General features: G+C 69.4%; 12 protein-coding genes. 5 read left to right on the plus strand and 7 right to left on the minus strand.

The genetic code is table 11. The features are described from left to right. Positions 1-189 precede the first annotated feature (189 nt). Positions 190-1,860, plus strand: a complete 1,671-nt coding sequence (locus EF387_RS04330; RefSeq protein ID WP_128375251.1) for a glycosyltransferase family protein — start codon at positions 190-192, stop codon at positions 1,858-1,860. Positions 1,861-2,051: 191 nt separating this feature from the next. Here the strand turns inward: EF387_RS04330 and EF387_RS04335 are convergent, their stop codons facing one another. Further along, positions 2,052-2,558: a glutathione peroxidase gene (locus EF387_RS04335; protein WP_128375125.1), complete on the minus strand. Its 507-nt coding sequence runs from the start codon at positions 2,556-2,558 to the stop codon at positions 2,052-2,054. Positions 2,559-2,622: 64 nt separating this feature from the next. Next, a complete protein-coding gene (locus EF387_RS04340) occupies positions 2,623-4,884 on the minus strand; it encodes a glycosyltransferase family 4 protein (protein WP_128375126.1) in 2,262 nt (753 codons plus the stop codon). An 876-nt stretch (positions 4,885-5,760) separates the two neighbouring features. On the opposite strand from EF387_RS04340, the gene EF387_RS04345 reads away from it, so the two are divergent. Both EF387_RS04345 and EF387_RS04350 read left to right on the plus strand, forming a co-directional pair. Next, the gene (locus tag EF387_RS04345; RefSeq protein WP_128375127.1) at positions 5,761-6,387 is read left to right on the plus strand and encodes a hypothetical protein; all 627 of its coding nucleotides are present in this window, start codon (positions 5,761-5,763) and stop codon (positions 6,385-6,387) included. A gap of 30 nt (positions 6,388-6,417) precedes the next feature. Then, on the plus strand, positions 6,418-7,218 hold the full coding sequence (locus EF387_RS04350; RefSeq protein ID WP_128375128.1) for a class I SAM-dependent methyltransferase: 801 nt from the start codon (positions 6,418-6,420) through the stop codon (positions 7,216-7,218). 44 nt (positions 7,219-7,262) lie between these two features. Here EF387_RS04350 and EF387_RS04355 read toward each other — a convergent pair whose 3' ends face one another. Then, positions 7,263-8,963 (minus strand): TROVE domain-containing protein, encoded by a 1,701-nt coding sequence (locus EF387_RS04355; protein WP_128375129.1) that lies wholly within the window; start codon positions 8,961-8,963, stop codon positions 7,263-7,265. 653 nt (positions 8,964-9,616) lie between these two features. Here EF387_RS04355 and EF387_RS04360 point away from each other — a divergent pair. Together EF387_RS04360 and EF387_RS04365 are read left to right on the plus strand one after the other, a co-directional pair. Next, complete coding sequence (locus tag EF387_RS04360) at positions 9,617-10,153, plus strand: lamin tail domain-containing protein (protein ID WP_128375130.1); 537 nt, start codon at positions 9,617-9,619, stop codon at positions 10,151-10,153. Between the two features lie 189 nt (positions 10,154-10,342). Beyond that, the gene (locus tag EF387_RS04365; RefSeq protein WP_128375131.1) at positions 10,343-10,654 is read left to right on the plus strand and encodes a hypothetical protein; all 312 of its coding nucleotides are present in this window, start codon (positions 10,343-10,345) and stop codon (positions 10,652-10,654) included. A gap of 60 nt (positions 10,655-10,714) precedes the next feature. Here the strand turns inward: EF387_RS04365 and EF387_RS04370 are convergent, their stop codons facing one another. From EF387_RS04370 to EF387_RS04390, 4 genes are all read right to left on the minus strand, one after another. Continuing rightward, the gene (locus tag EF387_RS04370) at positions 10,715-11,812 is read right to left on the minus strand and encodes a hypothetical protein (RefSeq protein ID WP_128375132.1); all 1,098 of its coding nucleotides are present in this window, start codon (positions 11,810-11,812) and stop codon (positions 10,715-10,717) included. A 258-nt stretch (positions 11,813-12,070) separates the two neighbouring features. Next, positions 12,071-13,024 carry a phosphotransferase family protein gene (locus tag EF387_RS04375; protein ID WP_128375133.1) on the minus strand — a complete coding sequence of 318 codons (954 nt, stop codon included), beginning with the start codon at positions 13,022-13,024 and terminating at the stop codon, positions 12,071-12,073. A 173-nt stretch (positions 13,025-13,197) separates the two neighbouring features. Then, positions 13,198-13,647, minus strand: coding sequence for a DUF7144 family membrane protein (locus tag EF387_RS04385; protein ID WP_128375135.1), 450 nt, complete (start codon positions 13,645-13,647; stop codon positions 13,198-13,200). A gap of 30 nt (positions 13,648-13,677) precedes the next feature. After that, positions 13,678-14,139 carry an SHOCT domain-containing protein gene (locus tag EF387_RS04390; RefSeq protein ID WP_128375136.1) on the minus strand — a complete coding sequence of 154 codons (462 nt, stop codon included), beginning with the start codon at positions 14,137-14,139 and terminating at the stop codon, positions 13,678-13,680. Positions 14,140-14,179: the final 40 nt, after the last annotated feature.

Consider the following 14,179-nt stretch of genomic DNA (forward strand, 5'->3'; position numbering starts at 1 on the left):
GAAGGTCCTACGCCACCGGAAGGACCGGCAACACTGGAAGGTCCCACGCCACCGGAAAGCCCGGCAGCACCGGAAGGCCCCGTGAACGCCACACCGCCCGCGGAGGAGTCCGCCCCGCGTCTCCGCCCCGGTCACGATCCCCGTGGACAAGGTGGGCACCATCGCTTCACCGAGCACCCGGCCGCCCTCATCACCGGGCTCGCCGGCGTCCTGCACGTCGTCTGGTTCTTCACCTTCGCGAACAGCGGTGGCGATCTCGCGGCGCAGGACGCCTGGGCCGAGTTCGTCGGGCGGCACCCGGACTCGGCGTACAACCTCGCCTGGTACGGCGGTATGCACCCGGTCTCGTACAGCGTCGTCTCCCCCTATCTGATGTCCGTTCTCGGGGTGCGGACGACGATGATGATCGCGGGGACCGTCTCGGCGGGTCTGCTGACGCTGATCCTGATGCGCAGCCGTGCCGTGCGCAGACCGCTGTATCCCGCGGTCGCGGGCGTGTTCGCGCTGCTGTGCAACGCGATCTCCGGCCGGGTCACCTTCGGTCTCGGCATGGCCTTCGCCCTCGGCGCCACCGCCGTCGTCTTCTGCTGGCCGTACCGCTGGCGCTACAAGCGCTGGGCGAAGGCTCTCTGCGCGGCCCCGCTGGCGGGCCTGGCGACCGCTGCCTCCCCGGTGGCGGGCCTCTTCGTGGGCCTGGTCGCGGTCGCGCTGTTCCTGCAGAAGCGCAGGCCGGGCGCGTACGCCCTGGGTCTCGCCCCGGCCGCGGTGGTCGGTCTGTCCGCCTGGCTGTTCCCCTTCTCCGGCACCCAGCCGATGACATTTGCCTCGACCACGCTGCCGTTCCTGTTCTCCGCCTTCGTCTACTTCCTCGTCCCCCGGCAGTGGGTGACGGTCCGGATCACGGCCGCGGTCTACGGGCTGTCCGTGCTGCTCGTCTGGATCATCAGTTCGCAGATCGGCTCCAACATCACCCGTCTGGCGATGCTGTTCGCCGGGGTGGCGCTGCTGGCGGCGCTGCCGTTCGCGGCGCCGAAGTCACGCAGGTGGTACGCGATCGTCGTGGCCTTCGCCGGCTTCACCACGTGGATCGGCATCAAGACGGTCGACGACATCATCCACACGCAGCCCGCGGCGTCCTGGGCCCGGGAACTGGCCCCGCTGGTCAACCAGCTCCAGGTGGTGGGCGCCGAGAAGGGCCGGGTCGAGGTGGTCCCGGCCCGTTCCCACCGTGAGGCGTCCGCGCTCGCCCCGTACGTCAACCTGGCCCGCGGCTGGAACCGCCAGGCGGACATGGAACGCAACCCCCTCTTCTACGACGACACGCTCAACTCCGCCAACTACCACGAGTGGCTCAAGCGCTGGGCCGTCCACTACGTGGTGCTGCCGAAGGGCGAGCCGGACGGCGACGGCGGCGAACGGGAGCGCGCGCTGGTGCAGCGCGGCATGCCGTATCTGAAGCAGATCTGGGGCGACGCCAACTGGCAGCTGTTCGCGGTGAAGGCCCCGACCCCGCTGGCCGACCCGCCGGCCGCCGTCGAACGTGCGGAGCAGGGCGAGCTGACCATCAAGGTGAAGCAGGCGGGCCGGGTGCTGATCCGCATCCCGTACTCGCCGTGGCTGGGCCTGGTCGACGCCGAGGGCCAGAGCGTGAAGCCGCCCAGGGAGACGGAGGAGTCCAAGGAGCGCGCGGATGACGCCCCCAAGACGTACGAGAACCTCAACGGCTGTCTGATGGAGGCCGCGGAGGACGCCCACGGCGACACGTGGACGGAACTCCTCGCGCCCCGACCGGGAACGTACCGTCTGGCAGCGCCTTACCAGCTCCCGAGGGGGACGGGCTGCCCGGAGGAACTGCGCTGAGCCCACCGACCCCGCCCGCCGCACCGGGCGGGGTCCGCCCGGCCACGGAAACGCCCCTCATGGCCCGGTAGGAAGCCGACATCCGCCCGTGGGTACTGAGCAGGCCTCTGCCCGTAGGTACTCAGCCAGCCTCTGCCCGTGGGTACTCATTCGGCATCCGCCCGTGGGAGCCGGCCCCGCCTCATGGGCACTCAGCCGGCGAGCAGCTTCTCCACCGCGGCGACCACCTCGGCCGACTCGGGCTCGGTCTGCGGCGAGAACCGTGCGACGACGGTGCCGTCGGGGCCGATCAGGAACTTCTCGAAGTTCCAGCGGATGTCCCCGCTGTGCCCCTCCGCGTCGGCGAAACCGACGACCCGCTCGTACAGCGGATGCCGACCGGCCCCGTTGACCTCGATCTTCTCGGTCATGGGGAAGGTCACACCGTACGTCGCCGAGCAGAACTCGGCGATCTCCTCGGACGTGCCCGGTTCCTGTCCGAGGAACTGGTTGCAGGGCGCCCCGAGCACGCTGAACCCCCGGGCGGCGTACTGCTCGTGCAGCCGCTCCAGGCCGGCGTACTGCGGGGTCAGCCCGCACCGGGAGGCCACGTTCACCAGCAGCACGGCCTTGCCCCGGAACTGCCCGAGGTCGGCGGAACCGCCCTGCAGGGCCTCGATCTCAACGTCGTACACAGAAGCGTCAGTGTTGTCAGTCATGTGGCGGAGCCTATCTCCGCCGTCGGACGGGGCCGGTGCCCGGTCCGACGGCGGTACTGCCGGCTCACTTCGCGCTTCTGACGCCGATCACGAGGTCGTTCGTCCCGGTGAAGTACGGACGGATACGCAGCGGGCCGGGCAGTTCCGGTGCGTCCGGGGCGTACTCGGTCGTCGGGTAGGTGTCCGTCTTCTGGCGTTCCACGATGTCGCCGAGGAGACGGCCGACGCGGACCTCCGTCTTCCCCGACGGCAGGACCAGGTCCCAGACGCAGTCGGAGGAGTGTGCCTCGGCCAGCGCCGTGAACGACACCGTCGCGTGGAAGCCGGCGGTGCCCGTGCGGTGGACCGGTACCGGGATGCGGCCGCGGCCGGAGACGGCGACGAGGGTGAGCTCGTCCGGCCAGTCGGCCCCGTACAGGGTGCCCTCGACGGTCAGGTGCTCGTCGTTGACGTGCACCGCGGTGGTCTCGGCGTGCAGGGGGCGGTGCCAGGCCCGGACCGCCAGGAACCCGTCCGCGGTGGTGTAGGGGATCCGCCAGGCGAGCGGCTCCCGTGGCGCGGGCGCCACCGTCAACAGGCCCTGTTGCTCGACGAGGTCGGCCACGACACGGTGCCGGGCACCGTCCGCGGCGCGCTCGACGTGCAGGTCCCAGCGGCCTTCCGGCATGGTGTGCGCGCCCCGCTCGATGACGGCGGTCCAGGGCTCCCCGGGCTCGGTCGGCGCCTGCAGCGGGATACGGATGCGCTCCTTGCCCCGGCGGCGGCCGACCGTCAGCGTCAGCCGGGTCCCCGAGACGCCGGCGGGAGCGATGCGTACGACGATGTCGCCGTCGGTGTCGATGCGGCACCCACCCTTGGGGCGCAGCGACTTGAGCGCTCCGGGCTTGCTGTCGGGCTTGACCCTGGCGGAGCGGGCCACCGCCGTGGACGCCTTGGCGGCGACCGTACGGGCGGCGGTGACCGAGCCGGCCCGGCGCAGCGGGCGCAGCACCCGCCCGGCGAGCCGGCGCAGGGGTGCCGGGTGCCGGGCGCCGGAGATCCTGGCGCTGGTTCCCGAGACGGTGGTCTGGGAAAGGCTTGTTCCGGACGCGGCGGTGCCGGGCTTCACCGTGCCGGGCTTCACGGTGGCGGGCCTGGTGGAGGTGGTGGTGGCGCTCGTGGTGCCGCCCGCCAGTGAGACGTGTGCGGCACGGAGTTCGCCGATCAGGTCCACATAGCGTTCGGCGATCAGCGTGGGGGCGTAACGGCCGGCGGCGACGCGGGCGCGTTCGCCCATCGCGCGGCGGCGGGGCTCGTCGTTGATGAGGGCGAGCAGTCCTTCGGCGATGCCGTCGATGTCCCCGACGGGGACGAGCAGCCCGTCCTCACCGTTGGTGATGATCTCTCCGGGGCCGTGCGGGCAGTCGGTGGCGACGACCGGTAATCCGGCGTGCATGGCCTCGACGATGGTCATGCCGAAGGACTCGCTGTCGGAGGTGACGGCCGCGATGGCGCCCTTGGCCCATTCGGTCTCGATCGGTGAGTGCGCTCCCATGAGGAACACATGGTTGTTGAGTGCGAGTTCGTCGATCGCCGCGCGCAGCGTGTCGGCCTCGCGGCCGCGGCCGTAGATGCGCAAGCGCCAGTCGGGGCGCTCGGCGACCACCTTCGCGAAGGCCTGCACCAGCAGGTCCCACCGCTTGATCGGGATCAGCCGGCCGGCGGCGACGACGAGCTTCGCCTCGCCGCGGGCGGGCGCGGTGCGCGGGGTGGGGCAGGCGTTGGGGATGCCCAGGATCTTCGTGGTCAGCCCGGGCAGCCGGGTGCGGTGGATGGCGGCGTCGGCGTCGGAGACGGTGACGAACGCGTCGAGCCTGCCGATGGCCGCGTCCTGCGCCGCCCGGACGTCGACGGCGTGGCTGTCGTAGGTGAGGTGCTCCTGTCCGATGCGGACGTAGCGGTCCTGGCCGTATTCGGCGAGGCCGACGACCAGCGTGGGCCGGGTCGCGATCACGGCGTCGCTGTCGGTGGCGTGCAGGAAGTCGGCGAGCCGGGCGTCGGTGAGCCGGCTGTAGCCGCCGGATTTGATCTCCGTCGGTGGCGCCACGGCGGACTCGTACGCCGCGAGCGGGTGGTCGCCCTCGTACGCGGGTGAGTCCTTGCGGAGGTCGATCAGTGAACTCATCCGCACCTTGGAGCTGACGGAGAGTGACGGTGTGTCCCGGGTGCGAACCAGGGAGACGATCTCCACTTCGTGACGCTCGGCCAGTGCACTGGTCAGGTTCATGGTCGAGCGGATGGTGCCGCCGATGCCGTAGGCATTGTGCAGCAGGAATGTGATTTTCACTCAGCCCCCGTGTGGCTCACGCCGCCCTCCCCTGGCGGCCGACCTCCGGCACCCATGCGTCACGACGCACAACGATGCCCCTTTCACCCGGGTTACGCCGGATAGCTCACTCAGGTGAATATTGCGTAATACATTCATGAAATGTGTCAGTGTGTCAACTTACTGTTCACCTGTTGGCTGACGGCCCGGCAGGTAACGATCACCGGCCCGTCACGCTCCGCGCTTCGTCATTGACAAGGACCGTTCTCCGGTCGATCAGTTGCCTCCGCATCCCGAAAAGTGATCCTGGTCACGTCGCGGCAGTCGTGGCGGGAACGCCGAGAGGTGACGCTGCGTCACCATGACGCCTCTCGCTGTGTACGAGCTCCGCGACCGGGCGATCGGCGCGAATTACCTTGTGGCGTGGGGAATTGGGGGGACGGTAGATATCAACTGGACGACCGTGCCTCGGCCTTCTCTCTCCCACTTCCCGTCGGGTCCGTGACCGAGTCGTGAGTCGAACTGCTCTTCGGTTCGTTTGGCTGATGTCGCAGGAAGGCGCCCTACTGGTGTCTGGTTGCTCGGGCATCTGCATTCCCGTCAATTGCCCTCCTCCGTCGCTCGCTCGCGCTTCCCGGGGGCCCTGGTTCGAGATGCCGTCATGTCAACTACGGGGTCTGGTAAGGAACTACGGTGATCGGCGAGAATGGGACCCTGATGCCCCCGAGGCTCCGGGGCGTCGGTGCCGTGCTTTCAGGGCCTCTGCACGCTGTACTTCTGTCCGACTGGGGTTCCGTATCTTCCAGGGGAGCGGCTCCTTGACGTTCCGGCACGGGGGAGGCCGGCGGCGCAACGGGTAAGGCTAGGTCTCGGTCTCGGTTCTCAGGGGGCGCACCGGTGCTGCAGCAATTCCGTCACGGGACGATCATCTTCACACTGCTCGGCGGATACGTGGGGACGGTCACAGGGATTTCCGACATCGGGTTCCTGGGTGATTCGAAACCCGTGCTGATTCTGGTGGCCACCGCTCTGGTGACGATCGCCATCGTTCTCGAGATTCAGAACTTCAAGGACGGAAAACCGTTCTACATGGGCCTTGAGGAAGACAGCCACAAGGCGATGGAGAAGCTTCTGCGGAAGAACGGCAAGGCGGTCATCTTCACCGTTGATCTCAGTTTTGCCCGGGACAACCAGTCGACGATGGACGCACTGCTGCGAAAGGCTGAACTCGGGGAGTTGACGCTGTGTGTGCCGCGTCTCGTCCGGGAGGCGGACCTCGCTTCGCAGCGCGGCGCCGATGTTCATGTGTACGCAGACGCCTCATGGACCCCGAAGAGCCGCTTCACCATGATCCGCTACAACCAGGACGACTCGGAGGTCTACTTCGGCCACTACATTTCAACTACCGTTTTCGTAATCGAGTGTTTTCGACATGGTAGTGTGCCGCACGTACTGGCCGAGGATCTGGCGAGACTGACGAGCCAAAGATTTCCGAGCATCAATGATCCGAGAAACCGAGCTTGAATCGGAATCCGGGAAAGTGGAAGTGGCAGAATGGTCGATACTGGCCGCAGTGTGCACAGTGACGGACGTCTGGCCGAACCCTGGCTGGCGCCGGGGAAGGACTGGGACGCCGTGGCCGATCTGCGGTTCGAGCAGATCGAATCCGGTGCTGACATCTCCTACCGCAGGGTCCTGGTCCCGGCGATCGAGAACCTGCTGACCGACCTCCCGGGCCTCTCCGCAGCGAACGTGGTGGACGTGGGCTGCGGCACCGGCTATCTGACCGGCATTCTCGCGAAGTCGGCGGAACACGTCGACGCCACCGACCCCAGTTTCCAGAGCATCGCCATCGCACGGGCGAAGCATTCGGCGTCGAATATCCGCTACTACCAGCAGGAAATCGAGTCCTTCGGCGCTCCCGCCCGGCGCGGCCGGTACCAGATCGCGGTGGCGAACATGGTACTGATGTGCGTGTCGGACCTCACGGCGACCCTGCGGTCCGTGGCCGAACTCCTGGCCCCCGGCGGCCGCCTCGTGGCCACCATTCCGCACCCCGCCCACTGGGCCGCCTACGCGGGGTACCTCGACAAGCCCTGGTACGACCCGAGGGCGGAACTCGAATCGCAGATCCGCGTCGCCTGGCGCTACCGGGTATCCACCGACGACCGCGAGGGCTCGGAGGTCGTCCACTATCTGCGTTCGATGACCTCCTATTCACGGGCGCTGGAGTCCAACGGAATGGGCATCGAAAAAATCCGCGAACTGTTCCCGGACGCCGAGACGGAGAAAATGTATCCGGAACGGTGGGAGTTCCCCCGCTATCTTGCGTTCCAGGCGAAAAGGCAGTCGTAGGCAGCGGGGGTCGCCCCCTTTCGGGGGTGCGGCGCCGGTCGGGGTCAGTCCGTGCGGGCCGTCGACTCCGGGGCCTCCCAGGGCCACTTGGCGTCCTGGACGCCGGACTCCACGAGCGGGATCACCCGGAACGCGGCGTCGCTGAGACCACCGAACGTATGCCGGTGCGGCCCGTCGGCGCCATGCCCCACGGCATAGCCCGCCAGGTTCCACGTATAGACGGGAATCTGCTCGGGAACGGCGCCGAGGGGGTCCCCGAAGGGTGAGAGGTGGGCCTGTTCGTCGGTGACGACGACCACCCGGTCGTGCTCGTCGTAGTGCCGGGTGACCGCTCCGGCGGTGTCGGTGCCGCCGAGGTCGTGGAACCGGTCCAGCGCCCGCAGGACGGACTCGCCAGGCGCCGGCTCGACCGGTCGGCTGCCGCTGCCGAACTCGATGAGGTCGGCCCGCTCCGCCCGCAGAGCGAGCGCGGTGCCGAAGATGGCGGCGGAGTCGGCCCGGTTGAGCTGGGTCCCCGCGCTGGGCAGGTCGAACATCGATCCCGACCGGTCCACCAGGACCAGGGTCCGGCCGGGCAGCGCGGGCACGTTGGCGAGGGAGTGCCCGAGGGCCGCCTCCAGGGACCGCTCCCAACGATGCGACGGCGCGTTGCGGTGAGCGGCCAGATACCGGAAGGGGAACTGCCGGGAACGCGCCACCTCGGCCGGATCGCAGATCCGGCGGGCCACCTCGGCGGCCACCCCGTCACCGACACCCGCGAGATCGAAGTTGCGCAGGTTGCGGACGAGTGCCATCGCTCCCATCGACGGGATCACGGCCTCCCAGACCGCCGCGTCCAACGGGCCCTGCAACCAGCCCGCCAGCGCCTCCCAGGTCATCCCCGCCGCCGCCAGCCGCTCGGCCCCGCCCGGCCCGGTGACCAGGGCATACCGTTCACCGACGGGGACGGACATCAGCGCGTGGTGCGCGGTCAGCAGCGGCTCGCCGGACGGCGGTACGGCACGCTCGGGCCGCCGGCGCCGGTCCAGGGCGTACCGGAACAGCTCCCCCTGCCAAGGCCGGTCGGGAGCCGGGGAGGGATGGGTCAGCTCCAGGACGTCACCGAAGCGGAAACCCCGCGAGCGGGTGTCGTACTTCAGCAGCGCACGACCGGTGTAGAGCCGGCGCACGGCGTCCGCGACCCCGCGCTTGAGCGGCTGCGGCAGGCTCCGCCCGTACCGGGAGGTCCAGTACGCCAGCAACTCGCCTGGCTCGTCCGCACGTTGCAGCACGGCGTCGACCGCCTGCCGGGAGAAACCGACCGCCCGCGCCTCCTGCCGGGCCCGGACGAACTCCGCCGCGCCCACCAGCGACGCCGTCCGCATCTGGGCTGCCGAGCGCAGCCAACGCAACAGCCCCAGGGTCCACTCAGGATCGCTGACCGCGAACTCGCGGACCAGCCGGGCGTAACGCTCGTCGCGGGACTGGGCGCTCTCGTAGAAACTGCCGTGCCCGACCATGTTGGCGACGGCCAACAGGAAGAGCTCCGCCCTGGGTTCCCGGACGTACCCGGCGCCCCCTTGGTGGTTGATGACCCGCGGCGCGGGAAAAACCGTCCGCCGGGAGGCCGCCGTCGAAGGCGGGACGAGCCACCGTCCGTGGGTGGAGAGCGAGGATGTCGCTCCGCCCGCGGTCAAGCCCGGTACCTCGGCCTGGATCTCACTCCTGGCTTCGGCCTTGGCCCGCTGACGGTTGAACTGGGTCATGCAGAGATCCCCCTGGCGGGTGGCGGTCGGAAAGCGGGTCGTAGCGACACGTGGTGGGAATCGGGTCGTCCAAGCGGCGTTCGTCGGAACCCGCGAGCTGTGCGCGCACGGCTCGGTGCGCGCACACGCGACAGCAGGAGCCCTCCGAGATCACAGTGGGCCCCGGTGGTTTTTTCGACAGGAAGTAACCGGGACGCGGCGCATCGGAAGGCGTCGGACCGGGACGCTACCCCGCCTGTCCCCTCAGCGCATCCGAATTAGTACGAGCCGCTTGTACGAGCGCGGCTTAATACGAGAGCGGCTTGGTACGAGAGCGGCCCGGTTCCGTCGTGGTGTTACGCACTTTCGAGTGACGGGCTGGTCAGGGGCGGGGCCGCGGATGCCGGGCCGGAGGGTGCGTCGGCCCGGTGTTCAGGGGACAGTCGGCGCGACAGGGGACAAGGAGGGATGTTTTCGGCATGTGAATGGATCATGCAGTCGACCGTCACGGATATATCGGCAATTGGTAACAGGCTTCGTGTATCGCTCATTTCAGGCATCGCGGGCGCCAGTGTAGGGGCCCTCGGCCACCGGGCCGGGACCCGCACCAGCAGACCTGCCTCTCCCCTCGGGGACCGGATCCGGGTCTGCCAGCACGGAAATGAAGGACGTTCATGTCTGCTTCCCTGTCTGTCACCGCCCGCCGTCTCACCGCCGTCGTCCTCGCGGCCGGCACCCTGGTGGGTGCGTCGGCCGCGTCGGCCTCCGCCGACCACCGCCGTCCACACCGGCCTGCCGTCGAGATCAGCGCCGTCCAGTACGACCCGCCCGGCCACGACGACCGCAGCAACCGGTCCCTGAACAGGGAGTGGGTGGAGCTCACCAACAACACGCGCCACGCGGTGAACCTGGACGGCTGGACCCTGGCGAGCGAGGACGGCCGCACCTACACCTTCGACGGCTTCTGGCTCGGCGGACGCGCCACGGTCCGCGTCCACACCGGCATCGGCCGCGACACCCGCAGTGACGTGTACCAGGACCGCCGCCGGTACGTCTGGGACGACCACTCGGACACCGCCACCCTGCGCAACGACCGCGGACGCGTCGTCGACACCGAGTCCTGGGGGAACGACGACCACCGTGGCGACGACCGTGGCGGACGCCACCACCACCGCCACCAGAACCACCACCACAACAACCACGACCACTGAGCGAACCCGGTCTCGTGCTGCCGCATGAGACCCGGACCCGAGCACCCCGGAGAGCCGGTACCGCGTCGCGGTGCCGGCTCTCCGCCTGAAGTCACGGAAGAATTCGCCGCCCGTGACATAGCTGCCGGGGTGCTCCGACGTCTGAGACGTGTAGCCAACCACCGATCACTTGGATCACCGGGAGGACTCATGAGGACGAAGAGGCTCGTCATGGCGGCGGTCGCGGCGCCGGCCCTGGCCGGCGGAGCCGGCACGGCTCTCGCCGTCGGCGGCACGGTGCCGCCCGCCGGGAGCGCACGCGACTCGCCCGACGCAGCCGCACCCGCCCGAGCCGCTGCCGCGTCCGCCGGGCCGCGCGTCGTGCAGCCGTACGAGCCGGTGGAGATTTACTACGCCTTCGGGGAGGTCGTTACGGCGTACGCCGGTTACACGGTCACGGCGTACGCCGAGGACGGCACAGCGCTGTTCGAGCAGGAGGTCAAACACGTGGCCGGGCCGTGACGCAGCTCCGGAAGGAGCGTCCGCGCTGCCGTCCCGCTCATCTGCGTGTGGCGGTCCCGCTCAGGTGCGTGTGGCGGTCCCGCATTCCGCGTCGTCGGCCTCCCGTACGCGCTCGTCCATCGACTTGCTCCGGTCGTACGGGTCGACCTCGGGGCCGCCCCCGGGTCCCGTGGTCGCGCGTTCGCCGGTGAACTCGGGGCGGAAGTAGCCGGTGACGGTGTCGCAGCCGCCGTTGGTGGCGTGCATCTTGTAGGAGACCAGGGAGAACGTCCCCGGCTCGGTGATCACCTTCGCCGGGTCGTCCCAGCTCATTACGACCTCGCGGCGCACGATGGTGCGCGCGACCTCGTCGCTTCCCGCCGCGGCGCGTACGACCGGATAGACGTACGTGACATCGGTGGTCACCTCGACCGCACCGCGCTCGCCCTCCCGGTAGGTGACCCGCCCCCGGGTCTTGACCACGTCCCCGACGATCCGCACCCTCGCCGTCTCGAAACGGCTGAACAGCAGCAGTGGATCGTTCTCCCGGCTGGGCGCGGGGAACGCGGTCGCCAAGAAGTCCTGGACATCCTTCTGATGCGGATTGATCAACGCGATCGCCCTGCTCGGCCGCTCCCCGCGCAGCACAGCGGCATCCAGACTGGACGCGGCGAGGAAGTCCCGGGCCCGATCGAGCGTCTGCGCGACCTGCTTCTTGCTCATCCAGCCGGTCGCCCGTGCCGCGGGCAGACCGATCCCTGCCGTCCCGTCGGCCCACCGCGCCGCCGGGGACCCCCTGAACGGCTGGTCCACCGTGGGCGGTTGGGCAGCCGCCTCCGTCGCCGGCGGCTCATCCGGGCGTTCCGACTCGGTGGCGAGCGGCGTGCTTCCACCATCGCCGCCTCCAAACCAACCGACCACCCGGCCCGGAGCCAGTGCCACGACCAGTAAGCCGACCGCGACCAGCAGACCGACCGCGTACCAGCCCTTGCCCCGTCTCCGCCGGGCCGGTTGATGAGTCCGCCACCCCGCCGGCGGGGCGGGCTCCTCCCGAAGCCGCCGCGCCACCATCCGGGCCCGCGCCGACGGCTCCTCGGGTGCGCCCCGGCTCCCGGCCTCGGCCTCCCGCAGGAAGCGCTCCCACTCCTCATCCGGTATGGACGACCCGCCGTTGCCCACGATGTGCTTCCGCCCCTTCTCACGAACCCCGGTCCTGCCCGGGCCGGTCAGTGCCCGAGTATCATCACACCACTCGTCCGGCCGGGGCTGCTCTGCCAGCTGTGGTCAAGTGCCCGTCGCCCAAAGCCTTTTCGGGCTCGGTCAGGCCCGCCACGATCGGGGCAGGCTCCATCCCGTTCAGAGGGCCGCGGGCCGGCCCGGTGCGGCACAAGAGTGAAGTGCTGAACGGCGCGCGCGCATCACAAACACGCGGCTGGATCACGCGAGTTCGTCCCAGGGGGCTGGTGGCCCTGAGGCGAAGAAGCGGAGCAGGCCCAGGAGCCGGCCGGCCGGAGGGGCTGTCCAGTGGCGTTCGCCCGGGTGCGGGACGGGATCCGCGAGGCGCCCGAGGGCCCAGCTGAGATGGAACCAGAGCACACGGGCTTCCCAGGCCGGTGTACTGGTCCACGCTTCTGCACGTGGTGACGGTTCCTCGCCGGTTTCCTGCCGATAGCCGTCGAGCATGGCCGGGATGTCGGTCAGTGGCATCTTGGCGAAGTCGACGGCGGGGTCGGCCCATTGGGCGTCACCCCAGTCCACGACTCCGGTGAGCTGGGCCGTCCGCGGGGAGGCGAGCAGGTTCGGCGGAGCGATGTCACCGTGGACCAGGACCATGGGCGGGTTCGCCGGGAAGCGCGCCGAGAGCCGGTCGAACCAGCAGGTGAGCCAGCGGGCGGCCTCGGCGTCCATCCAACCGCCCACTACGAGACGGCTGATGAGTGCCCGGGGGTCCGCGGTGCCGTCTTCCACGGGGACCGCAGGCAGGTCAGGCGCGGTGGGCGGAGACAGCCGGTGCAGCTTTGCCAGTTCCCGCCCCACCTGGTGGAGGACACGGTCCTTCTCGGCGGTGGACAGTGCGAGGCGTTCGAGATCTGCTCCCGACGCCCGAGCGAGCACCATGTAGGGCACGTCCACCACCGAGCAGGTGCCGTCGAAGGCGACGACTTCCGGTGTGCTCACGCCTGCGTGCCGGGCGACGGGGATGACTGCGGCCTCCTTGACCAGGTCGGGGAGGAATTGCTGGGTCCGTGGAACGCGCAGCACCAGGTTGTCCCCGAGAAGGAAGACGCGATTGGCCACCCCCGACGGAAGAGGCCGCACCCGCTCGGCGGCGATCCCGTGCCGCCCGGCGATGACCGCCAGGGTCTCGTCGCTCGTCTCGTACACCAGCATGACCGAGCATGCTGACACGGATGGCGGATCCCAGCCCGCCCTTTCCGGATCGCCTGAGCTCCCCGCGTGGCTCCCCGCGTGGCTCCCCGCGTGGCTTCCCGCGTGGCTTCCCGCGTGGCTCCCCGCGCGGCTTCCCGCCCGGCCACAGCCGCCGGCTGCACGCCAGGGCTGCCTCACACCTTGCTCGGCGGGCGCTCCTCGAACAGGTCGGAGAGGTTGTCGCGCCGGACCACGCACAGGGCCCAGATGATGAAGCCCGAAAGCGCGATCATCACGACCGACCACACCGGGTAGTACGGCAGGGAGAGGAAGTTGGCGATGATGACGAGTCCGGCGATGGCCACGCCGACGATGCGTGCCCACAGCGCGGTCCGGAGCAGCCCGATACTGACGATCACGGCGACCGCGCCCAGAACGAGGTGGACCCAGCCCCAGCCGGTCAGGTCGTACTCGAACACGTAATTGCGCGTCGTGACGAAGATGTCGTCGTTGGCGATGGCCGTGATGCCCCGGAATATGTCGAGCACGCCGACGAGGAAGAGCATCACCGCGGCGAAGGCGGTCAGGCCGGTGGCCCACTCCTGCTTCTCCGTGGGTGCCGGACGGGTGGGTGTGGCGGTCATCCTGCGCCTCGTTTCGTGTTGTCCGGATGTTCAGTGACCGGAGGGGTGCGTGGAGCTCGAGTGCCCCGCCGGACCGTGGCCGCTCAGGACCAGCTCCTTCGCCCTGCGGAACTCCTCGTCCGTGATGTCGCCGCGGGCACGGATCTCGGACAGCCTGGCGAGATCGTCGGCGCTGCTGGTCCGGCCGGCCGCCGTGGTCTGCCGGATGTAGGCGTTGAGCTCCTCCTGCTGCGCACGCGCCTGCGCGATCTCCCGGCGGCCCATGTTCTTGCCGCGGGCCATCACGTAGACGAACACGCCGAGGAAGGGCAGGACGATGCAGAAGACCAGCCAGCCGGCTTTCGCCCAGCCGCTCAGGTCGTCGTCGCGGAAGATGTCGACGATGATTCGGAAGAGCAGGACGATCCACATGATCCACAGGAAGAACCAGAGCATGGTCCAGAAGGCGCTCAGCAGCGGAAAGTCGTACGCCAGGTAGGTTTGCGCGTTCATGTGTTCCTCCGCTCCGGGCGGGTGCTCCCTGCGGCAACTC

The organism is Streptomyces cavernae, from assembly GCF_004023625.1.
Lineage (GTDB): Bacteria > Actinomycetota > Actinomycetes > Streptomycetales > Streptomycetaceae > Streptomyces > Streptomyces cavernae.